Annotated in this window: 27 protein-coding genes; 20 read left to right on the plus strand and 7 right to left on the minus strand. The window is 65.5% G+C overall.

The window, feature by feature from the left end; translation table 11 throughout:
* Nucleotides 1-102 precede the first annotated feature (102 nt).
* Nucleotides 103-882: a YdcF family protein gene (locus BLEFHOIH_RS22345; protein ID WP_088348255.1), complete on the minus strand. Its 780-nt coding sequence runs from the start codon at nt 880-882 to the stop codon at nt 103-105.
* A 222-nt stretch (nt 883-1,104) separates the two neighbouring features.
* Here BLEFHOIH_RS22345 and BLEFHOIH_RS22350 point away from each other — a divergent pair, with 222 nt between their 5' ends.
* The 3 genes from BLEFHOIH_RS22350 (at nt 1,105) to BLEFHOIH_RS22360 (ending at nt 3,131) form a co-directional block, all read left to right on the plus strand.
* Nucleotides 1,105-1,524 (plus strand): Hsp20 family protein, encoded by a 420-nt coding sequence (locus BLEFHOIH_RS22350; protein ID WP_088348256.1) that lies wholly within the window; start codon nt 1,105-1,107, stop codon nt 1,522-1,524.
* Between the two features lie 113 nt (nt 1,525-1,637).
* Nucleotides 1,638-1,868 carry a DUF1150 domain-containing protein gene (locus BLEFHOIH_RS22355; protein ID WP_088348257.1) on the plus strand — a complete coding sequence of 77 codons (231 nt, stop codon included), beginning with the start codon at nt 1,638-1,640 and terminating at the stop codon, nt 1,866-1,868.
* A 348-nt stretch (nt 1,869-2,216) separates the two neighbouring features.
* On the plus strand, nt 2,217-3,131 hold the full coding sequence (locus BLEFHOIH_RS22360; protein WP_245297163.1) for an aliphatic sulfonate ABC transporter substrate-binding protein: 915 nt from the start codon (nt 2,217-2,219) through the stop codon (nt 3,129-3,131).
* 88 nt (nt 3,132-3,219) lie between these two features.
* Here BLEFHOIH_RS22360 and BLEFHOIH_RS22365 read toward each other — a convergent pair whose 3' ends face one another.
* Complete coding sequence (locus BLEFHOIH_RS22365) at nt 3,220-4,752, minus strand: L,D-transpeptidase (RefSeq protein WP_088348259.1); 1,533 nt, start codon at nt 4,750-4,752, stop codon at nt 3,220-3,222.
* A 439-nt stretch (nt 4,753-5,191) separates the two neighbouring features.
* Entirely contained in the window at nt 5,192-5,875 is a 684-nt protein-coding gene (locus BLEFHOIH_RS22370; protein WP_088348260.1) for an alpha/beta hydrolase, read from the minus strand.
* 268 nt (nt 5,876-6,143) lie between these two features.
* Here BLEFHOIH_RS22370 and BLEFHOIH_RS22375 point away from each other — a divergent pair, with 268 nt between their 5' ends.
* The 11 genes from BLEFHOIH_RS22375 (at nt 6,144) to BLEFHOIH_RS22425 (ending at nt 15,666) form a co-directional block, all read left to right on the plus strand.
* Nucleotides 6,144-6,614: an Rrf2 family transcriptional regulator gene (locus BLEFHOIH_RS22375; protein ID WP_088348261.1), complete on the plus strand. Its 471-nt coding sequence runs from the start codon at nt 6,144-6,146 to the stop codon at nt 6,612-6,614.
* Between the two features lie 3 nt (nt 6,615-6,617).
* Nucleotides 6,618-7,766 carry a cysteine desulfurase family protein gene (locus tag BLEFHOIH_RS22380; protein WP_088348262.1) on the plus strand — a complete coding sequence of 383 codons (1,149 nt, stop codon included), beginning with the start codon at nt 6,618-6,620 and terminating at the stop codon, nt 7,764-7,766.
* 59 nt (nt 7,767-7,825) lie between these two features.
* Nucleotides 7,826-9,298, plus strand: coding sequence for a Fe-S cluster assembly protein SufB (gene sufB / locus BLEFHOIH_RS22385; protein ID WP_088348263.1), 1,473 nt, complete (start codon nt 7,826-7,828; stop codon nt 9,296-9,298).
* Nucleotides 9,299-9,390: 92 nt separating this feature from the next.
* Complete coding sequence (locus BLEFHOIH_RS22390; protein WP_088348264.1) at nt 9,391-9,747, plus strand: DUF559 domain-containing protein; 357 nt, start codon at nt 9,391-9,393, stop codon at nt 9,745-9,747.
* Nucleotides 9,748-9,897: 150 nt separating this feature from the next.
* Complete coding sequence (locus BLEFHOIH_RS27445) at nt 9,898-10,215, plus strand: antibiotic biosynthesis monooxygenase (RefSeq protein ID WP_088348265.1); 318 nt, start codon at nt 9,898-9,900, stop codon at nt 10,213-10,215.
* Between the two features lie 38 nt (nt 10,216-10,253).
* Nucleotides 10,254-11,003, plus strand: coding sequence for a Fe-S cluster assembly ATPase SufC (sufC, locus tag BLEFHOIH_RS22400; protein ID WP_088348266.1), 750 nt, complete (start codon nt 10,254-10,256; stop codon nt 11,001-11,003).
* Between the two features lie 11 nt (nt 11,004-11,014).
* Complete coding sequence (gene sufD, locus BLEFHOIH_RS22405) at nt 11,015-12,373, plus strand: Fe-S cluster assembly protein SufD (protein ID WP_125461862.1); 1,359 nt, start codon at nt 11,015-11,017, stop codon at nt 12,371-12,373.
* 70 nt (nt 12,374-12,443) lie between these two features.
* Nucleotides 12,444-12,782 (plus strand): rhodanese-like domain-containing protein, encoded by a 339-nt coding sequence (locus BLEFHOIH_RS22410; RefSeq protein WP_170937332.1) that lies wholly within the window; start codon nt 12,444-12,446, stop codon nt 12,780-12,782.
* 11 nt (nt 12,783-12,793) lie between these two features.
* Entirely contained in the window at nt 12,794-14,062 is a 1,269-nt protein-coding gene (locus tag BLEFHOIH_RS22415; RefSeq protein WP_245297152.1) for a cysteine desulfurase, read from the plus strand.
* 7 nt (nt 14,063-14,069) lie between these two features.
* Nucleotides 14,070-14,489, plus strand: a complete 420-nt coding sequence (locus tag BLEFHOIH_RS22420; RefSeq protein ID WP_088348270.1) for an SUF system Fe-S cluster assembly protein — start codon at nt 14,070-14,072, stop codon at nt 14,487-14,489.
* A gap of 337 nt (nt 14,490-14,826) precedes the next feature.
* The gene (locus BLEFHOIH_RS22425; RefSeq protein WP_088348271.1) at nt 14,827-15,666 is read left to right on the plus strand and encodes a PPK2 family polyphosphate kinase; all 840 of its coding nucleotides are present in this window, start codon (nt 14,827-14,829) and stop codon (nt 15,664-15,666) included.
* Between the two features lie 28 nt (nt 15,667-15,694).
* On the opposite strand, the gene BLEFHOIH_RS22430 is transcribed toward BLEFHOIH_RS22425, so the two are convergent.
* The 4 genes from BLEFHOIH_RS22430 to argH all read right to left on the minus strand — a co-directional run bounded on the left by BLEFHOIH_RS22430 (nt 15,695) and on the right by argH (nt 19,829).
* Complete coding sequence (locus tag BLEFHOIH_RS22430) at nt 15,695-16,987, minus strand: HAMP domain-containing sensor histidine kinase (protein ID WP_088348272.1); 1,293 nt, start codon at nt 16,985-16,987, stop codon at nt 15,695-15,697.
* Nucleotides 16,987-17,691 carry a response regulator transcription factor gene (locus BLEFHOIH_RS22435; RefSeq protein WP_088348273.1) on the minus strand — a complete coding sequence of 235 codons (705 nt, stop codon included), beginning with the start codon at nt 17,689-17,691 and terminating at the stop codon, nt 16,987-16,989. Before BLEFHOIH_RS22435 ends, BLEFHOIH_RS22430 begins: the two co-directional genes overlap by 1 nt.
* A gap of 380 nt (nt 17,692-18,071) precedes the next feature.
* Nucleotides 18,072-18,278 (minus strand): hypothetical protein, encoded by a 207-nt coding sequence (locus BLEFHOIH_RS22440; protein WP_125461863.1) that lies wholly within the window; start codon nt 18,276-18,278, stop codon nt 18,072-18,074.
* Between the two features lie 162 nt (nt 18,279-18,440).
* Nucleotides 18,441-19,829, minus strand: coding sequence for an argininosuccinate lyase (argH, locus tag BLEFHOIH_RS22445; RefSeq protein ID WP_088348275.1), 1,389 nt, complete (start codon nt 19,827-19,829; stop codon nt 18,441-18,443).
* A 25-nt stretch (nt 19,830-19,854) separates the two neighbouring features.
* Here argH and BLEFHOIH_RS22450 point away from each other — a divergent pair, with 25 nt between their 5' ends.
* The 6 genes from BLEFHOIH_RS22450 to BLEFHOIH_RS22475 all read left to right on the plus strand — a co-directional run bounded on the left by BLEFHOIH_RS22450 (nt 19,855) and on the right by BLEFHOIH_RS22475 (nt 25,231).
* Nucleotides 19,855-20,508, plus strand: a complete 654-nt coding sequence (locus tag BLEFHOIH_RS22450) for a TlpA disulfide reductase family protein (protein ID WP_088348276.1) — start codon at nt 19,855-19,857, stop codon at nt 20,506-20,508.
* Nucleotides 20,509-20,511: 3 nt separating this feature from the next.
* On the plus strand, nt 20,512-21,045 hold the full coding sequence (locus tag BLEFHOIH_RS22455; protein WP_088348277.1) for a metallophosphoesterase family protein: 534 nt from the start codon (nt 20,512-20,514) through the stop codon (nt 21,043-21,045).
* A 339-nt stretch (nt 21,046-21,384) separates the two neighbouring features.
* Entirely contained in the window at nt 21,385-22,098 is a 714-nt protein-coding gene (rph, locus tag BLEFHOIH_RS22460; RefSeq protein WP_088348278.1) for a ribonuclease PH, read from the plus strand.
* Nucleotides 22,098-22,715, plus strand: a complete 618-nt coding sequence (rdgB, locus tag BLEFHOIH_RS22465; protein WP_088348279.1) for an RdgB/HAM1 family non-canonical purine NTP pyrophosphatase — start codon at nt 22,098-22,100, stop codon at nt 22,713-22,715. Before rph ends, rdgB begins: the two co-directional genes overlap by 1 nt.
* A 5-nt stretch (nt 22,716-22,720) precedes the next feature.
* Nucleotides 22,721-23,908 carry a radical SAM family heme chaperone HemW gene (gene hemW, locus BLEFHOIH_RS22470; RefSeq protein WP_088348280.1) on the plus strand — a complete coding sequence of 396 codons (1,188 nt, stop codon included), beginning with the start codon at nt 22,721-22,723 and terminating at the stop codon, nt 23,906-23,908.
* A gap of 276 nt (nt 23,909-24,184) precedes the next feature.
* Nucleotides 24,185-25,231, plus strand: coding sequence for an SGNH/GDSL hydrolase family protein (locus BLEFHOIH_RS22475; protein WP_170937333.1), 1,047 nt, complete (start codon nt 24,185-24,187; stop codon nt 25,229-25,231).
* Nucleotides 25,232-25,234: the final 3 nt, after the last annotated feature.

Here is a 25,234-nt window from a genome sequence, read left to right on the forward strand (position 1 = left end):
CGCGAGCCCTGCGGCAAGAGGAGAGGCGAGTAGGCCCCGGCTCTGACGGCCGGGGCGATGATGAGGGGTTTTCCGAATTCGCAGGCCCGGTGCAGGGGGCCGCTACCCCAGCCGCCCCGTCACCCAATAGGCCATCAAACCCATCCACTCCTTCGCTGCGAGATCAATCCGCCGCCACGCCGTCGAAGGGCGCGGCGAGAAGCGCAGCAGATCTTCCGGACCGCGCGTGCGGAAATCCACCGGCCACGGTTTGACATCGAACCCTTCGGCCCGGAAAACCGCCATGGCGCGCGGCATGTGGAAGGCCGAGGTCACCAGCAGCCAGCGCTCGCCCGGCTTCGGATCGACCAGCCGCTTCGCGAAAGCCGCATTCTCCGACGTCGTGCGCGAGGCAGGCTCCAGCGTGATCCGCGCCGGGTCGATGCCGATGCGGGTGAAGAAGCGCTTGGCGATCTCGGCCTCGCTGGAACTGGTGTAGATCAGCGCGCCGTCGCCGCCGGAGATGACGATACGCGCGGCCGGAAACCGGTAGGCCAGCGCCGCCGTCTCGGTCAGCCGCTCGGCGGCCTCGTTCAGGGCGATCTCGTCGCGCGTGCTGGAGACCAGCGCATCGATGACGCCGCCGAGCACGATGATGCCGTCGACCCGGTCCAGCGCGTCCATGCCGGGCCGCGTGTAAATCCGCTCCAAGCCGTACATCATCGCATTGGCGAGCGGCGACAATCCCGCCACGGCATAGATCAGCACCGTCGCCAGCAGCACCCGGATGCCGGCGCGCGTCCGGCCGCGCCAATAAAGCACGAAACCGAGCGCGAAAAGCAGAATCAGAAAGGTCGAGGGCTGCAGGAAATACCAGATCACTTTCGAGGCATAGAAGAACATCCGCAATCCTCTGGGCGCGCGCGCCTCACGCCCTTGGCGGGCAAATCCGCCAGCCGGGCCAGCCCCTTCTAATCCGGTGCGTGCGGTCTGCCAATCGCGGCCATCCGGAGCGTGTTCTTGAACGTGCCGCAGGCTCGCTTATATTTGCGGATAAGGTTCCGGAGTGCCTTCAGGGCTTCGGCGTGCCCGACAGGTTCAGGTCGCTTGGCAAAGGGCTTTGGGATGTCGCGTATTGTTAAAAATCCTCTGCTGTTGGGCTTTGAGGATGTCGAGCGGATGCTCGATCAGATTGCCAAGACCGCAGGCGACGGCTACCCGCCCTACAACATCGAAAGGCTGGCGCCGGAGGGTGGAAAAGGCGAGCGGATCCGCATCGTTTTAGCGGTCGCGGGATTCACGCGCGATCAGCTTGAAGTCACTGTCGAGGATAACCAACTGTCGATTCGAGGAAGACAGGAAAGCGACACGTCCCGCACCTACCTTCATCGAGGCATTGCAGCCCGCCAGTTTCAGCGCAGTTTCGTGCTCGCAGACGGATTGGCTGTCCTGTCGGCCGAACTCGAGAGCGGTTTGCTGGTTATCGACTTGATGCGGCCTGAGCCAAGCCGCCGCATCAGCAAGATCGAAATCCAAGATCGCTGATTTTGCTGTATACTCACTCTGTGAGCCCTATAGCGACGCGCCGGAATTCACGCCAATCAAGAGGGGAATCGACTATGTCCCATGAACAGCACTCCCTGGCAGCTCCTCTCGCCATGTCCGAAATTGAATTCGCGGCCCTGGGCGACGGAGAGATCGCCTATATCAAGACGCTCAGCCCCGAGGAGGCTCAGCATATCTATCCCCAGCTCGAGGGCTTGCCCGAAGGCATCACGATTTTCGCGGTCCATGCCGCTGACGGTACGCCGCTGGCGCTGACCGACACGCATTTCGCCGCCGTCGAGAACGCTAAGGAGCATGATCTCGAGCCGGTAAGCGTGCATTAGTCTTAAAATCGCATTCCGGCCGCGGGCGAGAGCCTGCGGCCCTTGGTCTCATCCTCGCGGTGAGCCAATAAGACCTTCCCCCATGCGCCGTCCCGGCGCCATTCGCTCTTTTCCGGCTTCCTGCTGCTCCCGCGATAGCCTCCGGCGCGACTGCCAGCGCGCCGAAGCGGAATAAGCTTATGCAAACTTCTTCGTTCGCGCGCCATGTCCGGCCTCCTACGCTTATTGGCCACTCGACCGCCATTCAGGAGTTGCCTGATGCCAGACAGAACGCGTGCCGCCGGCGCGAAGTCGCCGAGCAAATTCGAGCTCTTCCTGATCTATAGCGCGCTGATCGCCGCTTTCGCGATGGTGATCGGCATCATGGCGGCACGCGCCGCCGATAAGCCCGATGTAGTCCGCATCGGCTATCAGAAATCCTCGACCCTCATTACCGTGCTGAAGACCAGGGGCGACTTGGAAAAGGGCCTCGAAAAGCTCGGCGTCAAAGTGCAGTGGAGCGAGTTCTCCAGCGGCCTGCCGCTGCTCGAGGCGCTGAATGTCGGCGGCATCGACCTCTCCGCCGACGTTGCCGATACGGTGCCGGTCTTCGCACAGGCGGCAGGCGCCAAGCTGGTCTATGTCGCCCAGGAAGCGCCCTCCCCGACCGCCCAGGCCATCGTCGTGCCGGCGAATTCGCCGATCACCTCCGTCGCCGGGCTGAAGGGCAAGGAGATCGCCTTCGCCAAGGCCGCCGGCGTGCATTATCTGCTGATCAAGAGTCTCGAGCGCGCGGGCCTGAAATTCAGCGACATCGAGCCCGCCTATCTCGCCCCGGCGGATGCCCGCGCCGCCTTCGAGCGCGGCAGTGTCGATGCCTGGGTGGTGTGGGATCCGTTTCTGTCGGCGGTGCAGCGCCAGGCCAATGCCCGCATCCTCTCGGACGGCGCCGATCTCGCCCAATATCAGCGCTATTACCTCGCCTCGGACAGTTTTGCCAAGGCGCGACCGGACGTGCTGGCAGAAATCTTCGGCCAGATCCGGGCGACCGGCCAATGGGTGAAGGACAATCCCAAGGACGCAGCCGTCCTGCTGGCTCCGGTCTGGGGCCTGGACGCCGCTACCGTCGAGCAGGCCAACGGCCGCCGCAGCTATCAGGCGCGCGCCGTCACGGCGGAAAATCTCACCGAACAGCAAGAGATCGCCGACGCCTTCTTCAACGCCGGATTGCTGCCGAAGAAAGTCAACGCCACCGAAGTCAGCATCTGGCAGCCGGGGTCTTGAGGAGAGTAGGCTAGGGCGCGGCGATCCGCGCCCCGCTCTGCGGGGCAGCAAGACCAGGGCGACCCACGCAGCCCGTGCGCGGAAGCCTCTACCACCACCAGGGCTGTTGCACCGGTTCGCGGTATCGGCGGACGCGCTGACGCGGATTGCCCCGCTGGGAGCCGAAATTGCGCTCGAAAAAGAAGCCGAAGCCGTCGCCCTGATCGTCGCTTGCAATGAACGACTCGTTCGAGGGCCTGCGCGTGATGAACCCGCCCTGCGGCTGGTCGCTCAGCACCGCGACAAATTCGGTGCGATAGTTGGTCTCCGCGCTCAACGGCTCGTCGGAAATGACGATCGAGGATCGCGGCAATGCGGTCGGCGCGACGCGGTCAAGCACGTCCTGGGGAATGGTGATGCGGTCGAGCGCGTCTCTGGGATCGCCGCCATTGTCGATGCTGACGGCGGTCCAGCGCAGGCCCGAGCCGCTGCGCGCCATGGCGGTGAACACATGCGTGCCGATCCGCTGGCCTGGATCGCGGATGGTGACCGGGACTTCGATGCTGGTATCGAACACTTCGCCGCCGCCGTCCGGCGCCGGCTTATGGGTGTTGCGCCGCACGTAAAGCTTTTGCGTCGCGCGGCTGATATAAATCGAGACCGGTTCGAGCGCCAGCTTTGCTTCGTTCGCCGCCCTGATAGCGGCGGCCTTCCTGGTCTCGGCCGCCTTGGCGGCGTCCTTCGCGGCAGCGGCGGCGGCAGGCTTCGAGGGCGCCTCGGCCTTGGCGGTCTCGAGCTGCGCTCCCGCCTCCGCGGCCTTGGCGGCTGCCTTTTGCTTGCGATCCTCGGCGCCGGCCCTGGCTTGGTCGGTCTTGGCGGCGGCGACCGCCTTCTCGGCGCGTGCCAACTCGGCGTCGGCGCGGGCCTTGGCTTGTTCCAGCTTGCGCAGCGAGGCCGTGAGCGACGCGGTCTCGCGCGCCGCGATTGCCGCGGCCTTCTTCGCGTCCTCGGCTTCCTTGACCGCCTCGGCGGCTTTGCGGGCCAGCGGCTCGACACGCGCGGGAGCCGCCGCAAGCGCTTCCGCGTTCGGCTGCAAGAGCGCCGGATGGGAAATATCGACCGGCACGGCATCGTCCGGCGAAATGATGACCCGCATGCCGATCCGGGTGCGGTCGAAAAGCCTCTCGGCAAATCCGTAAGGCATGCGCACGCAGCCATGCGAGGCGGCATAGCCGGGCAGCGGCCCGCCATGCATCGCAATGCCGTTCCAGGTGATGCGCTGCATGTTCGGCATCTCGGCATCGTCATACATGGTCGAGCGGTGGTCCTTCTCCTTCTCGACGACGGCGAAAATGCCGGCCGGGGTCTCGCGGCCCCTGACGCCCGTCGACACCGGCGCACGCAGGATCCAGCCCTCCGCGTCATAGAGCGTGACGTGCTGCGTCTTGATCGACACGATCGCCATGATCGGCTCGCCCGCCGGGCGCGGCGCCGCTGCCTCTCTGAGCGGGGCAGGGCGTTTCTCGGCGGCGCCGGCGGCCGGCGCCGTCAATGCGCTCATCGCGCCGAGCGTCACAATGGCCGACGCCGCCAAACGCCGCAGCGCGGTCGTCGAACGCGCCTTGATGATCGGATTTTCCATGCCACATCCCTGTTGCATCGGCCGCCGCTCTTGCGGACGGTCAAGGTCGGCTCTCTGTCTCACGGCGTTCGCCCGCGAGTCCGTCACGGGCCCTGCTCACCCCAGTCGCGCGGGCGGCCGCGCGAGCGCCTCCGTTTAAACCAACCACGGCAGGATTAGATGCATGCGGCATGACGCCAAATCTGCCGGAAGCGCCGGGAGCAAGGATGGCGGTTGCAGGGCAGAAGCGGAAGTGCTGGGACGTCGGCGCTGGCTCCAAATTGCGTTGGGGTGGCGCTGACCGCCGATAGCGGCCCGGCTTCGACGGCGCGGCGACCTCGGCGGCAATAACATTACGCATCACACAGCTCCACACGTGACGCTACTCGATCTCGATTGACCGGCGGTTAAGGTCCGTTCCGCAAAGCGCCCGAAACTGAAAGCTCCGCTGAGCCGAAAATCAGCCGCCGCCTTTGCTCTTGCCGGGTGCGGGGAGACGGTAGGCGGGGTCGAGCCGGCGATCCAGATAGCCGTTCACCGAGCCCATCAGCTCGTCCACGCGGTCCTCGAAGAAGTGGTTCGCGCCCGGAATGGTGTCGTGGCTGATGACGATGCCCTTTTGCGTCTTCAGCTTGTCGACCAGCGTCTTCACCGCGTCCGGCGCGACGACGCGGTCCTCGGCGCCGTTGACCATCAGTCCGGATGAAGGGCAGGGCGCCAGGAAGCTAAAATCATACAGGTTCGCCGGCGGCGCGACCGCGATGAAGCCGTCGATTTCGGGGCGGCGCATCAGCAATTGCATGCCGATCCAGGAGCCGAACGACACGCCCGCGATCCAGCAGGAGCGCGCATCGGGGTTGTAGATCTGCAGCCAGTCGAGCGCGGTCGCGGCATCGGCCAGCTCGCCGGGCCCGTTGTCGAACAGGCCCTGGCTGCGCCCGACGCCGCGAAAGTTGAACCGCAGCACCGAAAAGCCCCGCTGCGCAAAGGCATAATAAAGCTGGTAGACGATCTGGTTGTTCATCGTCCCCCCAAATTGCGGGTGGGGATGCAATATCACCGCGATCGGGGCAAAATTGGCCGCTTCGTGATGGTAGCGCGCTTCGATGCGGCCTGCCGGGCCATTCAGGATCACTTCAGGCATATGGATTGCTTTTCATAAGCTGGCGTTCGGGGGGCGACGGCGAAAATTGCCTCAAGCGCGGGTGCGACGCCGAAAACCTAAGGGATATTTGCCGTGCAAATACTTGACTCCTGCAGTCGGGATTCCTATACATCATAGTACGAGTTTAGAATCGTTCGAAAGAACCTGTCACCCGCTGCAGGCAGTGCGTCGGCGTTTCATAGCACAAATGCCCCGCGCGCTCGCAAGCGCAATCCGCGTCGGACCGGCAGGTAAAGGGTAAATCGTCATGCAGCTCAACACAAAAGGTCGATATGCAGTGATGGCGATGGTCGATCTGGCCGAGAATGGCGCTCAATTGTCGGTGCCGCTCGCCGCGATTGCCGAGCGCCAGCACATTTCCATCGACTATCTCGAGCAGCTCTTCATGAAATTGCGCCGCGCCGGGCTGGTTAGTGCCGTGCGCGGTCCCAAGGGCGGTTACCGGCTCGCGCTGGCGCCGGCGCAGATTTCGATTGCCCAGATCATGCAGGCGGCGGATGAGCCGGTTCGGATGAACCGCTGTTCGGTCGAGGGCACGGACTGGTGCCTCGGAACGAAGCGCTGCGCCACGCACGATCTCTGGCAGGCGCTCGGCAGCCATATCAGCGAATTTCTCGACGCGGTCAGCCTGCAGGCGGTGGTCGACGGCACGCTCGCCGTCCCGCCCGCGCAGAAGACGGACGGCGTGACGGTCGTGCAGAGCGTGGTGGCCGAATAGACCATGCGCAGCTATCTCGACCATAATGCAACTTCGCCGCTGCGCCCCGAAGCGCGGGACGCGATGCTGGCGGCGCTGGCGCTGCCGGGCAATGCGTCCTCCGTGCATGCGGAGGGACGCGCTGCGCGAATGATGGTCGAGGACGCGCGCGAGAAGGTCGCCGCGCTTGCGGGCTGCCCGCCGCGCCAGGTGGTGTTCACCGGCGGCGGCACGGAGGCCAATGTCACGGCGCTGTCGCCGGATTGGCTGACGGGCGACGGGCCGGGGCGGCTGTTCGTCTCGGCCATCGAGCACGCCTCGGTCATTCGGGGCGGCCGGTTTGCACTGAATGAGGTCGAGACGCTGCCAGTCGACAGCAACGGTGTCATCGATCTCGACGCCGCGCGCGAGGCATTCGCCTCCTGGCACAAGATTTCGGGAGGCGCGCCCTTTCTCGTCTCGCTGATGCTGGCGAACAACGAGACGGGCGCCGTTCAGCCGGTCGCGCAAATGGCGGAGCGCGTTCATGAATTCGGCGGTCTGCTGCATAGCGACGCGGTGCAGGCGCTCGGCAAGCTCCGGGTTGAAGAATTGGCCGCGGGGGCCGATCTCATAAGTGTATCCGCTCATAAGTTCGGTGGCCCCAAAGGCGCCGGCGCGCTGATCGTGAAGCGCGAGGGCCTTCCCGTCGCGGCGATGCTCAGGGGCGGCGGCCAGGAGCGCGGCTATCGGGCCGGGACGGAGAATATCGCTGCTATCGCCGGTTTCGGCGCCGCCGCCGAGCTTTCGCTCGCCGGGTGGGACCAGATCGAAGCGCTGCGCGACCGTCTGGAGGCGCAAGTCGCTGAAATCGCATCCGGTCTGACGGTGTTTTCGCAAGACGCGCCGCGCCTGCCGAATACGAGCTGCCTGGCTGTGGCCGGCCTCGCTGCGGAGACGCTGCTGATCGGCCTCGATCTCGAAGGCATCGCGGTAAGCGCCGGTTCCGCCTGTTCCTCCGGCAAGGTCGCGCGCAGCCATGTGCTGGACGCGATGGGCGTCGGCCCGGAACTGGGCGCGGGCGCGATCCGCGTAAGCCTCGGATGGAGTACGACGGAAAACGACATTGAACGGTTCATTGCGGCCTGGACGCGGCTCTACGGCAAATTTGCCGAGCGGCGGCAGGCAGCGTAAGGCCGGCGGGCGGCGAAACTGGGCCCGCTGGCTATCGAGTTGAATGGAGAAGTGAGACAATGGTGGCAGATGTCGAGACGATCGAGCGCGTCAGCGAAATCGACGTCGATAAGTACAAATACGGGTTCACGACCGATATCGAGTCCGTCCGGGCGCCGAAGGGGCTGAACGAGGACACGGTTCGCTATATTTCCGCCCGCAAGGGCGAGCCGGAATGGCTGCTGGAATGGCGCCTCGCCGCCTATCGCCGCTGGGTGACGCTGACCGAGCCGACCTGGGCCAAGGTGCACTACCCCAAGATCGACTTCCAGAACCTCTATTACTATTCCGCGCCTAAATCGACCGAAGGGCCGAAAAGCCTCGACGAGGTCGATCCGGAACTGTTGCGCACCTATGAGCGCCTCGGCATTCCCCTGCGCGAGCAGGAATTGCTGGCGGGCGTGCAGCAGAAGTCGCGCGTCGCGGTCGATGCGGTGTTCGACAGCGTATCTGTCGTCACGACCTTCAAGAAGGAGCTGGCCAAGGCCGGCGTCATCTTCTGCTCGATCTCCGAGGCGGTGCGGGACCATCCCGAACTGGTGCGCAAATATCTCGGCTCGGTCGTGCCGATCACCGACAATTATTACGCGACGATGAATTCGGCGGTCTATTCCGACGGCTCTTTCGTCTATATCCCCGAGGGCGTCCGCTGCCCGATGGAACTGTCCACCTATTTCCGCATCAATGCGGAGAATACCGGCCAGTTCGAGCGCACGCTGATCATCGCCGACAAGGGCTCCTATGTGAGTTACCTGGAAGGCTGCACCGCGCCGATGCGCGACGAGAACCAGTTGCACGCGGCCGTCGTGGAGCTGATCGCGCTCGACGATGCCGAGATCAAATATTCGACGGTGCAGAACTGGTACCCGGGCGACAAGGACGGCAAGGGCGGCATTTACAATTTCGTCACCAAGCGCGGCGACTGCCGAGGCAAGAACTCCAAGATTTCCTGGACCCAGGTCGAAACCGGCTCGGCCATCACCTGGAAGTACCCGAGCTGCATCCTGCGCGGCGACGGCTCACGCGGCGAGTTCTATTCCATCGCCATCTCGAACGGCTTCCAGCAGGTCGACAGCGGCACCAAGATGATCCATCTCGGCAAGAACACGTCGAGCCGCATCATCGCCAAGGGCATTGCGGCGGGCCGGTCGGACAACACCTATCGGGGCCTCGTCTCGGCGCACCGCAAGGCGTCCGGCGCGCGCAACTTCACGCAATGCGACAGCCTGCTCATCGGCGACAAATGCGGCGCGCATACCGTGCCCTATATCGAGACCAAGAACGCTTCGGCCCAGTTCGAGCACGAGGCGACGACCTCGAAGATCTCCGACGACCAGATGTTCTACGTGATGTCGCGCGGTCTGTCGCAGGAAGAGGCGGTGGCGCTGATCGTCAACGGCTTCGTCCGCGACGTGCTCCAGCAACTGCCGATGGAGTTTCTGGCCGAGACGCAGAAGCTGATCGGCATCTCGCTGGATGGCAGCGTCGGCTGATGACGACAAGGCAGGCGCTGAATAGCCCTCTCCCATGGGGAGAGGGCGCCGCGAAGCGGCGGGTGAGGGGGTAAGGAGTCGAGGCTCTATCGATGGCGTCTGTTTCGACCGCGCGAAAACTTCGGAGCCGGCAGACGGACGCCGAACAGAAGCTTTGGCTCCAACTTCGAGGCCGCCGTCTGGATGGACTGAAGTTCCGCAGGCAAGCCCCCGTCGCGGGGTTCATCGCGGACTTTATGTGTGAGGACGTGAGGCTGGTCATCGAAGTCGACGGTGGTCAGCACGCGGACCGAGAGGTACGGGATCTGGAGCGGACGCAGACTTTGGAATATGCCGGGTTTGCGGTGATCCGCTTTTGGAACAATGAGGTTTTGACGATTATGGACGGGGTGTTGCAGCGCATTCTGGAAGCCGCCGCTGAGGCGCGGAGTTCCACGGAGAGTTTGTAACCCCTCACCCTGTCCCTCTCCCACTGGGAGAGGGGACGAAGCTGCGATGGCCGTAACGGGATTTGAAGGCTGCGATCTGATGCGAAGTGGAAAACGGCAATATACGGTTCGTGCAGGCATACGGGCAGGCATGATCTCGGGGTGGCCGTCATGATCCTGCGCATCTGGCACGGCTGGACCACGCCGAAAAACGCCGACACTTACGAGGCGCTGCTGAAGACCGAGATCTTTCCCGGCATCGCGGCTAAGGACATTGCCGGATATCGCGGCATCGACCTTCTGCGGCGGGATCTGGGCGACGAGGTCGAGTTCATCACCATGATGCGCTTCGAAAGCCTTCAGTCGGTGAGGGATTTCGTCGGCGAGGATTTCGAACGGGCCTATGTGCCCGACAAGGCGCGCGCGGTGCTCGCACGGTTCGACGAGCACTCGCAACATTATGAACTGCGGGACACGCAAACAATTTAAGCGGCCCGAACACACGAGTTGGAGAACAGGGGCATTCGATGCTTGAGATAAGAAACCTGCACGCCGAAATCGACGGCAAGGAAATTTTGCGCGGTCTCGACCTGACCGTCCCGAAGGGCGAAATTCACGCCATCATGGGACCGAACGGCTCCGGCAAGTCGACGCTGGCCTATATCCTGGCCGGCAAGGACGATTACGAAGTCACCGAAGGCACGGTGACCTGGAACGGCGAGAACCTTCTGGAAATGGACCCGGACGAGCGCGCCAAGGCCGGCGTGTTCCTGGCCTTCCAATATCCGATGGAGATTCCGGGCGTCGCCTCCATGACTTTCCTGCGCACGGCGATCAATGCCCATCGCAAGTCGCGCGGCGAGGCGGAACTGACCACGCCCGAATTCATCCGCCTGGTGAAGGACAAGGCCGAGACGCTGAACATCTCGATGGACATGCTGAAGCGGCCGGTGAATGTCGGCTTCTCCGGCGGCGAGAAGAAGCGGCACGAAATCCTGCAGATGGCGCTGCTGCAACCCTCGCTCTGCGTGCTCGACGAGACCGATTCCGGCCTCGACATCGACGCGGTGCGCATCGTCTCCGAGGGCGTCAACGCGCTGCGCTCGCCGGAGCGCGCCTTCCTGATGATCACCCATTATCAGCGCCTGCTCGACTATATCGTGCCGGACAAAGTGCATGTGATGTCGGCCGGCCGCATCGTCCGCTCGGGCGGCAAGGATCTGGCGCTGGAACTCGAAAAGTCCGGTTACGCCGGCTATGGCGCAGACGCCGCGTAAGGGAGAGTGCCGTGAATATTCCAGCCTTGAATGTCGAAGCGGCGGCCGACCCCCGCAGCCAGGACGCCAGCAGCCAGCTCGTCGCGCAATTCGCGCGCGCGAGCGCCAGTCTGCCGGGGGCGGGCAATGCGCAGATCGACGATCTGCGCGAGGACGCGATTGCAGAATTCGCCGTCGCGGGCCTGCCCAACCGCCGCGTCGAGCAATGGAAATACACCGACCTGCGCCGGATGATGAGCGAGGCTTACCCGCCCGCATCGGCCAAGTCGAAGCCGGCGCTGACCGCCGCACAGGTCGAAGCCGCGCTCGGCGAAGCGGCCGGCATCGACGCCGTGAAGCTGGTCTTCGTCAACGGCGCGCTGCGGCATGAGCTGTCCGATGTCAACGGGCTGCCCGCGGGCGTGTCGCTGACGACGCTCGCCGAGGCGCTGAAATCGCATGACGCGTGGGTGCTCGCCGTGCTCGGCCGCACCAACCCGCAGGCCGGCGAGACCGTCACCCTGCTCAACACCGCCTTCATGTCCGACGGCGTCGTGCTGCGGCTCGAGCCGGGCGCCAAGCTCGACCGGCCGGTGCATCTGATCCATGTCACGGCGGGCGACACGCCGCTCGCCGCCACGCTGCGCAATATCGTCGTCGCCGGCGAAGGCTCTGAGGCCGCGTTCATCGAGAGCTACGTCTCGGCGGGCGCGACGCCGGCACAGCTCAACGTCGTCACCGAACTCAGCGTCGGGCCCGGCGCGAAGCTGCGGCATTACAAGCTCTCCGGCGAGAACAAGCGGACGCAGCACCTGTCGAGCGCCATGGTCGAGCTGTCGGAAGGCGCCGATTACCTCGCGGTGAATTTCGCTGACGGCACCGAGCTCGCCCGGCATCAGACCTTCCTGAAATATGCCGGCAAGGGCGCGCGCGCGCATTTCTACGGCACCCAGCTCCTCGTCGAACGCCAGCATTGCGATATGACGCTGATCGTCAATCACGACGCCGTCGGCTGCGAGAGCCGCGAGCATGTGAAGGCCGTGCTGGCGGACCATGCCCAGGGCGTTTTTCAGGCCAAGGTCATCGTGCAGCCGGGCGCGCAGCAGACCGACGGCCGCCAGATGGCGCAGGCGCTTTTGCTCTCCGACAATGCCGAGTTCGACGCCAAGCCGGAGCTGGAAATCTACGCCGACGACGTGAAGTGCAATCACGGCGCGACGTCGGGCGCGCTCGACGACGACCTGATGTTCTACCTGCGCGCGCGCGGCATCCCGGAAATCGAGGCGCGCTCGCTGCTGATTCAGGCCTTCATCGGCGAAGTGCTGGACCAGGTCGAGCATGAGGGCCTGCGTGACGCACTGTCGGCTCGCGCGGCGCGCTGGCTGGCTTAGCACCATTGTCATCCCCGCCTTCGCGGGAATGACAAGAAGGAAGCGTCGGACGGGCAGGGACGAGACAGGCATGAGCGGATCGCAGGCATGTCCCGAGCTTTCGGTGGATGAAGTCGCCGAGCTGATCGCGGGCGGCGATGTCGTGGTGATCGACGCCAACCCGCGGCGGCGCTGGTCGAGCGGCCACCTGCCCGGCGCGATCAATCTCGACCCGTCGTCCTTCGGTGAGGCCGACATCCCGGCCAGCAAGGACACCGTGCTGGTTTTCTACTGCTCCGAGGCGGGCGGGGCGGCGAGCCGCTACGCGGCACAGAAGGCGGCAAAGCTCGGATTTGCCCATGTATTCACCATGCCGGCCGGTCTCAAGGGCTGGATGGCCGCCGGTCACCGCGCCATGGCGGGGCGATAAGGAGTTTGGCAATGGCTGCTGACAGAACGATGGCGCATGGCGGGGGCCGGCTCGAATTGCCGCCCTTCGACGTCGACAAGATCCGCCAGGATTTCCCGATCCTGTCGCGCGAGATCTACGGCAAGAAGCTGGTCTATCTCGACAACGCCGCCTCGGCGCAGAAGCCGCGCGTCGTGCTCGACGCGTTGCAGCGCGCCTATGGCGAGGATTATTCCAACGTCCATCGCGGCCTGCATTTCCTCGCCAACGCCTCGACCGACAATTACGAGGGCGGGCGCAAGGCTGCCGCGCGCTTCCTGAACGCGCCCTCCGACCACGATATCGTCTTCACCAAGAACGCCACCGAGGCGATCAATCTCGTCGCGACCTCCTTCGGCGGTATGCGTATCGGCGCGGGCGATGAAATCGTGCTGTCGATCATGGAGCACCATTCCAACATCGTGCCCTGGCATTTCCACCGCGAGCGCCATGGGGCGGTGCTGAAATGGGTGCCGGTGACGGATGAGGGCGAATTCCGCATCGAGGATTTCGAGGCCGCTTTGTCGCCGCGCACCAAGATGGTGGCGATCACTCATATGTCGAACGTGCTGGGCACGGTCGTGCCGGTGAAGGAGGTCGTGCGCATCGCCCATGAGCGCGGCATCCCGGTGCTGATCGACGGCAGCCAGGGCGCCGTGCACCTGCCGGTCGACGTGCAGGACATCGATTGCGATTTCTACGTCTTCACCGGCCACAAGGTCTACGGCCCGTCCGGCATCGGCGTGCTCTACGGCAAGTCCGAGCATCTTAAGGTCATGCCCCCCTACCAGGGCGGCGGCGAGATGATCGAGACGGTGACGCTGGATAACGTGACCTATGGCGTGCCGCCGCACCGCTTTGAGGCCGGGACGCCGCCGATCGCGGAAGCCGCCGGGCTGCACGCCGCGCTCGACTATATGGCAAGCGTCGGCAAGGAGGCCATCGCGGCGCATGAGGCCGATCTGCTCGCCTACGCGCAGGAGCGGCTCGGCAGCATGAACTCGGTGCAGATTTTTGGCCGCGCGCCGGGCAAGGGCGCCATCGTCGCCTTCGCCGTCAAGGGCGCGCACGCGCATGACGTCGCCACCATCCTCGACCGCTCCGGCGTCGCGGTCCGGGCGGGCACCCATTGCGCCGAGCCCTTGCTGGCAAAGTTCGGCGTGACCTCGACATGCCGCGCCTCCTTCGCCATGTATAATACGCGCGACGACGTGGACGCGCTGGCCGAGGCCCTGATCAAGGCCCAGAGTTTCTTTTCGTGAGGCGCGGATGACCCAGGATTTCGAAAATTTCGACCAGAAGCCCGTCGAGGACGACGCGGTGCTCGCGCCCGAGCCGGTGACGCCGTCGCCCGCCGAAGGCTCCGCGCTGCCGCCCGAAGAGCTGGAGCGGCTGAGCGAGGGCATCATCGCCGCGCTGAAAACGGTCCACGACCCGGAAATCCCCGCCGACATCTACGAACTCGGCCTGATCTACAAGGTCGATGTCGACGACGAGCGCAACGTCACCATCGACATGACGCTGACCACGGTCGGCTGCCCGGTCGCCGGCGAGATGCCGGGATGGGTGGAGAACGCCGTTTCCGCCGTCGAGGGCGTCAAGGGCGTCACCGTCAACCTGACCTTCGACCCGCCCTGGGACATGTCCCGCATGTCGGAAGAAGCCCGCATCGCGCTGGGGATGTTCTAGGCCGGATCCGTTCATCAACACGGATAGGCGCGCCCCTCTCCATGATCCGCAGCCGGACTCCCTCTCCCTTGGGAGAGGGCGGGGGTGAGGGGTTCGTGAGTCAATTGAGAGTCCGCCACCCCTCACCCGGCACACTTCGCGCGCTACCCTCTCCCCTCGGAGAGGGTTGGGCTGCGGAGACTTGGCTGGCCGAGAAACGCCCTCCCCGGTTCAATCTCGTGCGATCCCGCGCTCGTCACGGCGTTCCTGTTGCGGATGCTCAACCTGCCCGCTAAACATGACGACGAATTACAATCTCCAGTAGTGCGTCTCAGCAAACCCGAAGGACTGGTCGCAGATGAACTATGCCAAAGCGTTCCGGGTCGCGGCTGCAACGGCAACGCGCCTCAGCGACATCGATCCTGAGGCCCCCAAAGGCGAGACGCGCGAGGCCGCCGAGGAGGAGACCCAGCGCAACCTCAAGCGGCTCGGCAAGTCGCAATACCTGCTTTATGCCGACGCCGCGCGCTCGCTGTTGGTGGTGCTCCAGGGCATGGACGCCGCCGGCAAGGACGGCGCGATCCGCAGCATCTTCTCCGGCTTCGACCCGCAGGGCACCTCGGTCACCAGCTTCAAGGAGCCGAGCCACGCCGAGCTCGCCCATGATTTCCTCTGGCGCGTGCATGCCGCAGCCCCGGCAAAGGGCGAGATCGCCATCTTCAACCGCTCGCAATACGAGGATGTGCTGATCGCACGGGTGCGCAAGCTGGTGCCCGAGGCGGTCTGGTCGGCCCGATACGCCCAGATCAATGCATTCGAGGCACTGCTCGCCGCCAGCGGCACCCAGATCCTGAAATTCTACCTGCATATCAGCCCGCAGGAGCAACTCAATCGCTTCAAGGACCGGCTCGACGACCCCGACCGGCAATGGAAGATCAGCGAAAGCGACTACACCGAGCGCGCCTTCTGGCCCGAATATATCGCCGCCTATGAGGACGTCTTCGCCAAGACCAGCACCAAGACCGCGCCCTGGTACATCATCCCCGCCAACAAGAAATGGTATCGCAACCGGGTGATCGCGCAGATTACCGCCGATACGCTGGAGCGCATGGATCTGGTGACGCCGAAACCGCAGGTGGATATCGACGCGATACGCCGCCAATATCACGCCGAGGCCGCGAAGAACAGCAAGCGCTGAGCCGCGCGGCCAGAGCGACGCCCGCCCCTCAACCGTTCAACGGCAGGCGCACGCGAAAACAGGCGCCGCCTTGCGGGTTGGGCAGGCAGACGACGCTTCCCCCATGCCTCGCCGCGATCTGGCGCACCAGCGCCAGTCCCAGCCCGGTGCCGCCGACGCTCTCCGGCACTTCCTTCAGGCGATAGAACGGCTCGAATATCCGCTCGCGCTCGGCTTCCGGCACGCCGGGGCCACGGTCGCAGACGGTGACCTGAACATCGGCGCCGGAGCGGCCGGCAGTCACGGTGATCGGCTCGCCGCCACCATAGCGCAGGGCATTTTCGAGCAGATTGCGGAACAGCCGGTGCAGCAGCCGCGCGTCGGCGCCGATCAGCGGCAAGGGCGGCCCCTCGACGCTCAGCTCCGCCCCGAAGGCGGCGCATTCCTCGGCCACCAGCCCGACCAGATCGACCGGTTCGCGCTTCAGATCCTGCGCACCGCCGGCATCCAGCCGGCTCGCCAGCAACACCTCCTCGACCAGCGCGTCGAGTTCCTCGATGTTGCGCGCGATCTCGGCCCGCGCCGCCGCCGATGCGCCGCCAGCATCGATGCCCTCGATGGCCATGCGCAGCCGGGCGAGCGGCGAGCGCAGCTCATGCGAGGCGTTGGCCAGCAGCGCCTTATGCGCCGCCAGCAGTCGCTCGATGCGCGCCGCCGAGGCGTTGAAGGTCTCGGCCAGCTTGGCCACCTCGTCGCCGCCCGCGATCTGGACGCGCGCCGACAGATCGCCGCCGCCGAAGGCTGCGACGCCCCGCTGCAGCCGCTCCAGTTTGCGGGTGAGTTGGCGCACCACCGGATAGGCGCAAATCCCGACCGCGAGGCCGATGCCGAGCAGCGCCGCCAGCCAGCGCCAATGCCGGATCCAGTGGAATTCCATGCGCGGCCGCAGCACGAGGATGCGCCGCCCATCCGGCAGGCCGACCGACACGGCCCGCCCCCAGCGCTGCCAGACCGCATTCTTGCCGTCGCCGGGCGCCATGCGTTTCAGCACCCATTGCGGGATTTCGCCGGCCGTCGCGATCACCTCGCCGCTGGGCGAAGTCAGCATGAGGCTGAAGCCGGTGCGCTCGTGCCAGAAGGTCAGTTCCTTGGCGAGAAAGGCGGCGTCGCGGTCGGCGGGGAGCAGGCGTTCGGCGATGGCGGCGCTCATTTCCGGCCAGGGACGGCGGTCGTCGTCATCGTCGAGGGCGCGGAGCAGAACGCCGGCGAGCCCGGCCAGCAGGGCGAAGACCAGCAGGCTGCCAATCACGGCGAGATAGATGCGGAAATAGAGCCGTCCCATCAGGTCTGCGCCTTGGCGAAGACGTAGCCCGCGCCGCGTACGGTGAGGATGCGGCGCGGCCGGCGCGGATCGTCCTCGATCAGCGCGCGCAGCCGGGCGATATGGACGTCGATGGAGCGGTCGAGCGAGGGGTCATAGGGCGCATGGTCGGCGCGCACCAGTTCGGCGAGGCTTTCGCGCGACAGCACCCGGCCGGCGCGCTCGGCCAGCGCCAGCAGCAGGTCGAACTGATAGGAGGTGAAGCTTCTCTCGGCGCCGTCAAGACGGACGGCGCGGCTGCCCGGATCGATTTCGAGCCGGCCGAAGCGCAGCGTCTCCGGCGCGCCGGGCGCCGCCTTGCCTCGCCGCAGCACGACGCGGATGCGCGCCAGCAATTCGCGCGGCTCGAACGGCTTCGAGATGTAGTCCTCCGCCCCGATTTCGAGGCCGATTACCCGGTCCATCGGATCACCGCGCGCCGTCAGCATGATGACGGGCACGCCTTGGGAGCCGGCATGGGCGCGCATCTGGGCGAACAGCTCGAGACCATCGGCGTCGGGCAGCATCAGGTCGAGCAGCACGAGGTCGTATTGCGCGCGCTGCAGCGCCTTCAGGCCGGCCGCGCCGTCCGCCGCATGGGCGATCTCGAACTGATGGCGGCGCAAATAGTCGGCGACCATCGCCGCGAGCCGCTGATCGTCGTCGATGAGCAAAATGCTGGGCATGGCGTGCACCACGATGTTCCGCCTCCCATCCTTGCCCCGCTTTTGCCTTCGATGCCAGCCCGTTGGGGTGCGCTTCTCAGAGCGAGATCATTCGGCGGGAGGCTGCGCGCCGCTCCTTGCGGCAAGCCCAACGGTCTTCGAGGGAAGATGGGAGTCCGGCAGCGCCTCGGTCCGAGGGCGTCATTTGCGCAATCTGGCTTCCCGCATGGCGTTGGCGCGGCGCGCCGGGTGCGTGAGAGTTTAGCAGAGTATCGGAAAGGGCGTCCAGGCGGCGGATCTCGCGACAGTCGCGCGATCGGATGGGCCGGCGGTTGTGACCGCGCGGCCCTCACCCTGACGTATTAGGGAAGCCGCGCGGCGGCTAGCCCCGCGCCATGCCTTTAGCGCAGCAGGCCGTCCAGCACGAACGGCCGGTGTTCCTGCGGTTCCGCCGGTTTCTTTTCGGCTTTGCTGTCGCTGCCGAAGACATTGTGCTTCTTCTTTGCCGGGGTCGTGACCTCGGCATCCGGCGGCGGCTCAAGCACGCCGCGCTTCCCGCAAGCGGACAGCGCCAGCGTCGCGAAGGCCAGGACAGTCATCAGTTTCAAGCTGCGGCTCATCAAATCCCCCAACCCACCCAAAAACGCGACCGGCTCCCTGGAGCCGCCCCCGCTCTGGTCTCTGCCTGCCGCACGGCACGGTTTCCCACCCATACCGGCCGTGCTTGAGCCTCATATTGAAAAGGCGAAATCGGACTTTTCTTAGCGCGATTAGCCGCGCGCATCCAGTCGATTCAGCCAGCGCCTTGCCGCGGCGGCGACATTTTCGGGCGCTGTGCCCCCAAAGCTGCGCCGGCTGGCGACCGAGTTTTCCACACCCAGCACCGAAAAAACGCTGTTGCCGATGCGCGGCTCGACGCCCTGCATTTCGGCCAGGCTGAGCGCTTCCAGGCCGACGCCCTTGCCCTCCGCCAGCTTGACGATGCGCCCGGTGACGTGATGGGCGTCGCGGAACGGCATGCCGAGTTCGCGCACCAGCCAATCGGCGAGGTCGGTGGCGGTGGAATAGCCACGGCCCGCTGCCAGCTTCATCCGCTCGGCATTGACTTCGAGGTCGCCGACCATGCCGGTCATGGCGGCGAGCATCAGGGAGAGCGTGTCGAGCGCGTCGAAAGCCTGCTCCTTGTCCTCCTGCATGTCCTTGGAATAGGCGAGCGGCAGGCCCTTCATGACGAGCGTGAGCGCGGTGAACGCGCCCGCCACGCGGCCTATTTTGGCCCGCACCAGCTCGGCGGCGTCCGGATTGCGCTTCTGCGGCATGATCGAGGAGCCGGTGGTGAATTTGTCGCTGAGGCGGACGAAAGCGAAATCCGCCGAGCACCAGATCACGATTTCCTCGGCCAGCCGCGACAGATGCGTGGCGCAGATCGTGCTCGCCGCCAGCACTTCCAGTACGAAGTCGCGGGCCGACACGGCGTCGAGCGAATTGGCCATCGGCCGGTCGAATCCGAGCGCCGAAGCCGTCGCGTCGCGGTCGATGGGGAACGAGGTGCCGGCCAGGGCGGCGGCGCCGAGCGGCAATTCGTTGAGGCGCGAGCGGGCGTCGGCGAAGCGGCTGCGGTCGCGGGCCAGCATTTCCACGTATGCGAGGCAATGATGGCCGAATGTCACCGGCTGCGCCGTCTGCAAATGGGTGAAGCCGGGCATCACCGTCGCGGCGTGGCTCGCGGCTTTTTTGGCTAGAGCCCGCTGCAATCCGGCAAGCTGGCCCTCCAGGTGATCGACCGCATCGCGCACATAGAGCCGGAAATCGGTCGCCACCTGATCGTTGCGCGAGCGGGCCGTGTGCAGGCGCCCGGCAGCATCGCCGATCAGCTCTTTCAGCCGCTGCTCGATATTGAGGTGGATATCCTCCAGCGCGCGGGAGAAACTGAACGTGCCGCCGTCGATCTCCGCCTTGATCGCGCCGAGCCCCTTGACGATGGCATCCGCGTCGGCCTGGGCGATGATGCCTTGCTTGGCGAGCATGTTGGCATGGGCGACGGAACCCATTATGTCTTGGGCGTAGAGGCGGCGGTCGAAGGCGATGGAGGCGTTGATTTCCTCCATGATTTCGGCGGGACCGGACGCGAACCGGCCGCCCCACATTGTATTTGTCATGGCGCAGGATACAGCGGTTTGAGACATGGCTGAGGACGAAAACACCGGCGCGACAGAGGGTTCGGCGCACAGGCGCTATGCCCCTCTCTATATCCTTACCGCAGGGCTGGCGGCAATCGCTGGTTTTGCCTCGGTCGCGCTGGTGGAATTGTGGCGCACCGAAATGGCGGTGATCAGCACGCCGCAGGCGGGGGCGCAGAGCGAAGCCGGGGGAGGTATGCACCGGCTGGTGCGTCTGGCCGAGCCGCAGACTTTGCCCGCCTTCGCCTTCAGCGACGATGAGGGCCGGGAGCGGGCGCTTTCAGAATGGAAGGGCAAGGTCGTCCTGCTCAACCTCTGGGCGACCTGGTGCGCACCCTGCAAGGTCGAAATGCCCAGCCTCGACCGGCTGCAGGCCAAGCTCGGCGGCGCCGATTTCGCGGTCGTGCCGATCAGCCTCGACCGCTCCGGCCCGGACAAGCCGCGCGCTTTTCTCGCCTCGAACGACCTCACCAATCTCGATCTTTTCACCGACAGCAAGAACACGCTCATGCAGTCTTTGCGCGTTCAGGGTTTGCCGTTGACCGTCATTCTCGACCGCGAGGGCCGGGAGATCGCCCGCCTCGCCGGTCCGGCGGAATGGGACTCGCCCGAAGCCGAAGCCGTCATCCGCGGGGCCATCGCGCGGGGCGGCAGCTAGCGCATGGCGGTCTTTTTCACCTCCGACACCCATTTCGGCCATCAGGCGATCATCCACCTGAAGAAGCGCGGCTTTGCCTCCGCCTCCGAGATGGACGAATCGCTGATCGCCAATTGGAACGCCGTCGTCGGGCCGGGCGACACCGTCTATCACCTGGGCGATTTCTCCTATCGCAACACGCGCTCGGGCGCGGACTATCTGGACGCGCTGAACGGCACCATCCATCTGATCGAGGGCAATCACGACCAGGAGATGCTGAAGCAGGATGCCGCCCGCTTCGCTTCGATCAGCCAGATTTCGGTGATCGAGCCGCACGGGCAATTGATCGTGCTCTGCCACTATCCGATGCGGGAGTGGGACCGGGCCTGGCGCGGCTCCTGGCATTTATTCGGCCATGTGCATGGACGGCTGGATTCCGAGCCGCTGGGCTACAGCCTCGATGTCGGCGTCGATTCGCACGACTTCCGCCCCTGGAGTTTTGGGGAGATCGCCGAGCTGTTCGCGACGCGGGACAATCCCTTCACCGACCGCCGGTAAGCGTGGGGCTCGTCCTTAACCCACCTCCGCGATGACGTGAAGCTCTCCCACCTCGTCATCCCCGACACCGCGCAGCGGTGGGCCGGGACCCAATCATCTATACGCGGGCACTTCGGCAAGAGGAGAAGCGAGTAGGCCCCTGCGGCCGGGGCGACGAGATGTGGCAGGCGCGCGCGTTGACGACGCTAATCGCCCCCTCTCCGCCGGCGCCTCCAATCACTCCCAGGAGTGCCCTCGGCCCATCCAAAATCCGCGTGGATCGGAGCGAACAAGAGTTGCCCCGCCCGGCGCGGTTGCGTAGTGTGGCCAACCTTTCAACGGCTTTGCGGGCTTTTCGGAATGCGACCGTCCAAACGCGAAAACGACACCCTGCGGCCGGTCGCTCTCGAGCGCGCCGTGTCGCTCCATGCCGAAGGCTCCTGCCTGATCAAATTCGGCAACACCCATGTGCTCTGCACCGCTTCCGTCGAGGACCGGCTGCCGCCGTGGCTGAAGGGCCAGGGACGCGGCTGGGTCACCGCCGAATATGGCATGCTGCCGCGCGCCACCACCGAGCGCACGCGGCGCGAATCGACCGTCGGCCATCCGTCCGGCCGGACGCAGGAGATTCAGCGGCTGATCGGCCGTTCGCTGCGCGCGGTCGTCGACCTGCAGGCGCTCGGCGAGCACCAGATCACCGTCGATTGCGACGTCATCCAGGCCGATGGCGGCACCCGCACCGCCTCGATCACCGGCGGCTGGGTCGCCCTGCATGACTGCCTGCAGTGGATGCAGGCGCGCGACATGATCCGCGGCAACGTCCTGAAGGACCATGTCGCCGCCATTTCTTGCGGCATCTATAAGGGCCAGCCGGTGCTCGACATCGACTATGCCGAGGATTCCGATGCCGACGCCGACAGCAATTTCGTCATGACCGGCAAGGGCGGCATCGTCGAGATCCAGGCGACCGCCGAGAAGGAGGCATTTTCCGAAGAGCGTTTCGGCGAATTGCTGGCGCTGGCGAAGAAGGGCATTCGCGAGCTCATCAGCCTGCAAAAGCTGACGGTCGGCTGATGGTGCGGCCGCTCACGCAGGGCGACAAGCTCGTCATCGCCAGCCACAATAAAGGCAAGGTGGTGGAGTTCCGCGACCTGTTGGCGCCGATGCGCATTGCCTTGGTGTCGTCCGGCGAGCTGGGCCTGCCCGAGCCGGAGGAGACCGGCGACAGTTTTGCCGCCAATGCGCTGTTGAAAGCCGAGGCGACGGCAACGGCGTCCGGCCTGCCCTCGCTCGCCGACGATTCGGGCATCGAGATCGAGGCGCTTGACGGCGCGCCGGGCATCTATTCGGCGCGCTGGGCCGGCGAAAGCCGCGATTTCGGCGCGGCGATGCGCCGTGTCGAGGAGCAGCTCAGAAATATCGGGGCGCTGACGCCAGCGCCGCGCGCCAATTTCGCCTGCGTGCTCTGCTTCGCCACGCCGGACGGCGAGTCCCAATATTTCGAAGGCAAGGTTTTCGGCCATCTGACCTTCCCGCCGCGCGGCGAAAACGGCTTCGGCTATGACCCGATCTTCGTCCCCGACGGCCACCTGCTGACCTTCGGCCAAATGGCGGCCGAGGACAAACATCGCATTTCGCATCGCGCCATCGCCTTCGAAGCCTTTGCGAAAGGCTTGCTGCCGCGCATATAAGGCTGATGGACGCTTTCGGCATCTACATCCACTGGCCCTATTGCGCCGCCAAATGCCCCTATTGCGATTTCAACTCGCATGTGAGGCGCGAGGTGGGCGAGGAGCGCTATCTCTCCGCCGTGCTGCGCGAGCTGGACTATTACGCCGGGCTGACGCCGGGGCGGCGCGTGTCGAGCATCTTTTTCGGCGGCGGCACGCCCTCGCTAATGCAGCCCGCGACGACCGCGCGGATTCTCGATGCCGTCGCCGGGCTTTGGCCGGTCGAGCCGGATGCGGAGATCACGCTCGAAGCCAATCCGTCGAGCGTCGAGGCGGAGCGCTTCGCCGGCTATCGCCTCGCAGGCGTCAACCGCGTCTCGCTCGGCGTACAGTCCCTGCGCGACGACCAGCTCCGCTTTCTCGGCCGCCTGCATGATGTCGCCGAAGCGCGGCGGGCCATCGCCATCGCCCATGACCATTTCGACCGCGTCTCCTTCGACCTGATCTACGCGCGGCCCAACCAGACGCCGGAGGAATGGCGCGCCGAACTGGGCGAAGCGCTGGCGCTCGCCGCCGGGCATCTGTCGCTGTATCAGCTCACCATCGAGCCTGGGACGGCGTTCTACAAGCTGCATGAGGCGGGCAAGCTGCGGGTGCCGCTCGGCGATGACGCCGCCGCGCTTTACGAGCTGACGCAGGAGATCTGCGAGGCGGCGGGTCTGCCGGCCTATGAGATTTCCAACCACGCCCGCCCCGGCGAGGAAGCTCGGCACAACATGCTCTACTGGCGCTACGGCGAATATGCCGGCATCGGCCCCGGCGCGCATGGGCGCATCGAAGGTCCCGCCGGACGCCTCGCCCTGTCCGCCGAGCGCGATCCCGCCGCCTGGGCCGCGCAGGTCGAGCGCGACGGGCATGGCCTCGTCCAGCACGATGCGCTCGGTCGGCTGGAGCAGGCCGAGGAAATGCTGCTGATGGGCCTGCGCACTTCGGAGGGCATTTCGCCCGGCCGCCTGCGCGCCCGCACCGGCTACGGCATCCCCGCCGAGGCGATTGGCCCGCTCATGCAGGATGGCCTGCTGCTGGCCGGCACGCCCGAAGGCCGCATCGTCGCCACCGCCCAGGGCCGCCTCGTCCTCAATGCCCTCATCGAAGACCTCGCCCGGCATCTCGCGCCGCAGGACAGGCTCGCCGCGGCGATCGAAGCGGCTTGACGGGTCCGAAACGGCGCTCCCGGCACCGTGTTCGCGGCGGCGCGCGAGGCCCGGTCGCGGGGATTTACCTATCTACCTCTATTGCCTTTCTTGCCCGTTATTCATTGTGCATGCTATCCGGGACATTCACCGGATTCAGTGAAATCACTCACTCTTTCGCTGTGTCCATGGGCCGAAATCGCCGTGCGGGCCGTCGCATCGGACGTTTCGCGTGGTTTGCGCAAGAGGAACAGGCCGTTGCCGCGAGTAGCCCGGGCCGTGAGGCATTTCGCCGTTTTGTCCGCCTTCGTTCTCAGCAGCTTCGCGGCTCTCGTCGCGTCCAGCCCGCCCGGCCATGCCCTGGACACGACCGGCATCCGGTTCATCGGCCGTTTCGATCATTCCGACCCCAAGGGCGTCCGTTTCGGCTGGCCGGGCAGCGCCATTGAATTCAGCTTTCTCGGCACGACACTGTCGGCCGAGTTCTTCGATGCCGGCAGCAACAGCTATGTCGTCGATGTCGATGGCGTCATCTCGCGCCTCAATCTGCGCGAGGGCCAGGCGACCTATGTGCTGGCCAAGGGACTGCCCTCTGGCTCGCACCGGGTCAAGATCGTGCGCCGGACGGAGGGCTTCTTCGCCCCGACCACCTTTCTCGGCGCCACCACCGACGGCGAATTCATCACCACGGCATCGGAACGGAAGCGCATCCTCGTCATCGGCGACGCCATCGCGGCCGGATACGGCATCGAGGGAAAGAGCGTCGACTGCCCTTTTTCCGCCGACACCGAAAACCAGTATCTGACCTTCCCGGCCGTGGCGGCCCGCAGCTTCGACGCCGATGTCACCACGCTGGCCTGGTCCGGCTACGGCATCGTCCGCAATTATAGCGGCGGCCGCGAGACGCTGCTCTCGATCATGGACCGGACCATTCCCAACGATCCGAACGCGCCGCGCGCCGCGCCGGAAAATCCCCATGTCATCATCGTCCATGTCGGCACCAGCGATTTCGTCGACGCCAGCTCGGGCAAGGCGTTCCGCCCCGTCTATGACGGCCTGCTGAAACGCCTGCGCGCGCAAAATCCCGACGCCATGATCTATGCCGCGATGGGGCCGATGCTGTCGGACGAGCTGCTCGAGGACGCCTCCAGAACCATCGAGGCCGCGGTCCAGGCGCGCAAGGCCGCCGGTGACGCCAAGATCGCCTTCATCCAGTTCCTGCTCCCCGGCCGCGACCATCGCGGCTGCCACTGGCACCCCAATGTCGAAGGCCACCGCCGCATGGCCGACATCCTGATCAAGAAAATGGAGGAGAACCTGTCCTGGAAGCGGGTGACTCAATGAGAG

Source organism: Rhodomicrobium sp. R_RK_3, from assembly GCF_002198715.1.
In the GTDB taxonomy this organism is placed as follows: domain Bacteria; phylum Pseudomonadota; class Alphaproteobacteria; order Rhizobiales; family Rhodomicrobiaceae; genus R-RK-3.

Excerpts from the sequence above, each read along its gene's own strand:
- BLEFHOIH_RS22430 (WP_088348272.1), bottom strand. The coding sequence starts at position 16,987 with ATGGGACGGCTCTATTTCCGCATCTATCTCGCCGTGATTGGCAGCCTG.
- BLEFHOIH_RS22420 (WP_088348270.1), top strand. The coding sequence starts at position 14,070 with ATGACCCAGGATTTCGAAAATTTCGACCAGAAGCCCGTCGAGGACGAC.
- argH (WP_088348275.1), bottom strand. The coding sequence starts at position 19,829 with ATGACAAATACAATGTGGGGCGGCCGGTTCGCGTCCGGTCCCGCCGAA.
- BLEFHOIH_RS22390 (WP_088348264.1), top strand. The coding sequence starts at position 9,391 with ATGGCGTCTGTTTCGACCGCGCGAAAACTTCGGAGCCGGCAGACGGAC.
- BLEFHOIH_RS22370 (WP_088348260.1), bottom strand. The coding sequence starts at position 5,875 with ATGCCTGAAGTGATCCTGAATGGCCCGGCAGGCCGCATCGAAGCGCGC.
- BLEFHOIH_RS22410 (WP_170937332.1), top strand. The coding sequence starts at position 12,444 with ATGAGCGGATCGCAGGCATGTCCCGAGCTTTCGGTGGATGAAGTCGCC.
- BLEFHOIH_RS22345 (WP_088348255.1), bottom strand. The coding sequence starts at position 882 with ATGTTCTTCTATGCCTCGAAAGTGATCTGGTATTTCCTGCAGCCCTCG.
- BLEFHOIH_RS22455 (WP_088348277.1), top strand. The coding sequence starts at position 20,512 with ATGGCGGTCTTTTTCACCTCCGACACCCATTTCGGCCATCAGGCGATC.
- BLEFHOIH_RS22355 (WP_088348257.1), top strand. The coding sequence starts at position 1,638 with ATGTCCGAAATTGAATTCGCGGCCCTGGGCGACGGAGAGATCGCCTAT.
- BLEFHOIH_RS22360 (WP_245297163.1), top strand. The coding sequence starts at position 2,217 with ATGGTGATCGGCATCATGGCGGCACGCGCCGCCGATAAGCCCGATGTA.
- rdgB (WP_088348279.1), top strand. The coding sequence starts at position 22,098 with ATGGTGCGGCCGCTCACGCAGGGCGACAAGCTCGTCATCGCCAGCCAC.
- BLEFHOIH_RS22450 (WP_088348276.1), top strand. The coding sequence starts at position 19,855 with ATGGCTGAGGACGAAAACACCGGCGCGACAGAGGGTTCGGCGCACAGG.
- BLEFHOIH_RS22365 (WP_088348259.1), bottom strand. The coding sequence starts at position 4,752 with ATGGAAAATCCGATCATCAAGGCGCGTTCGACGACCGCGCTGCGGCGT.
- rph (WP_088348278.1), top strand. The coding sequence starts at position 21,385 with ATGCGACCGTCCAAACGCGAAAACGACACCCTGCGGCCGGTCGCTCTC.
- hemW (WP_088348280.1), top strand. The coding sequence starts at position 22,721 with ATGGACGCTTTCGGCATCTACATCCACTGGCCCTATTGCGCCGCCAAA.
- BLEFHOIH_RS22375 (WP_088348261.1), top strand. The coding sequence starts at position 6,144 with ATGCAGCTCAACACAAAAGGTCGATATGCAGTGATGGCGATGGTCGAT.
- BLEFHOIH_RS22415 (WP_245297152.1), top strand. The coding sequence starts at position 12,794 with ATGGCTGCTGACAGAACGATGGCGCATGGCGGGGGCCGGCTCGAATTG.
- sufB (WP_088348263.1), top strand. The coding sequence starts at position 7,826 with ATGGTGGCAGATGTCGAGACGATCGAGCGCGTCAGCGAAATCGACGTC.
- sufC (WP_088348266.1), top strand. The coding sequence starts at position 10,254 with ATGCTTGAGATAAGAAACCTGCACGCCGAAATCGACGGCAAGGAAATT.
- BLEFHOIH_RS22380 (WP_088348262.1), top strand. The coding sequence starts at position 6,618 with ATGCGCAGCTATCTCGACCATAATGCAACTTCGCCGCTGCGCCCCGAA.
- BLEFHOIH_RS27445 (WP_088348265.1), top strand. The coding sequence starts at position 9,898 with ATGATCCTGCGCATCTGGCACGGCTGGACCACGCCGAAAAACGCCGAC.
- BLEFHOIH_RS22435 (WP_088348273.1), bottom strand. The coding sequence starts at position 17,691 with ATGCCCAGCATTTTGCTCATCGACGACGATCAGCGGCTCGCGGCGATG.
- BLEFHOIH_RS22350 (WP_088348256.1), top strand. The coding sequence starts at position 1,105 with ATGTCGCGTATTGTTAAAAATCCTCTGCTGTTGGGCTTTGAGGATGTC.
- BLEFHOIH_RS22425 (WP_088348271.1), top strand. The coding sequence starts at position 14,827 with ATGAACTATGCCAAAGCGTTCCGGGTCGCGGCTGCAACGGCAACGCGC.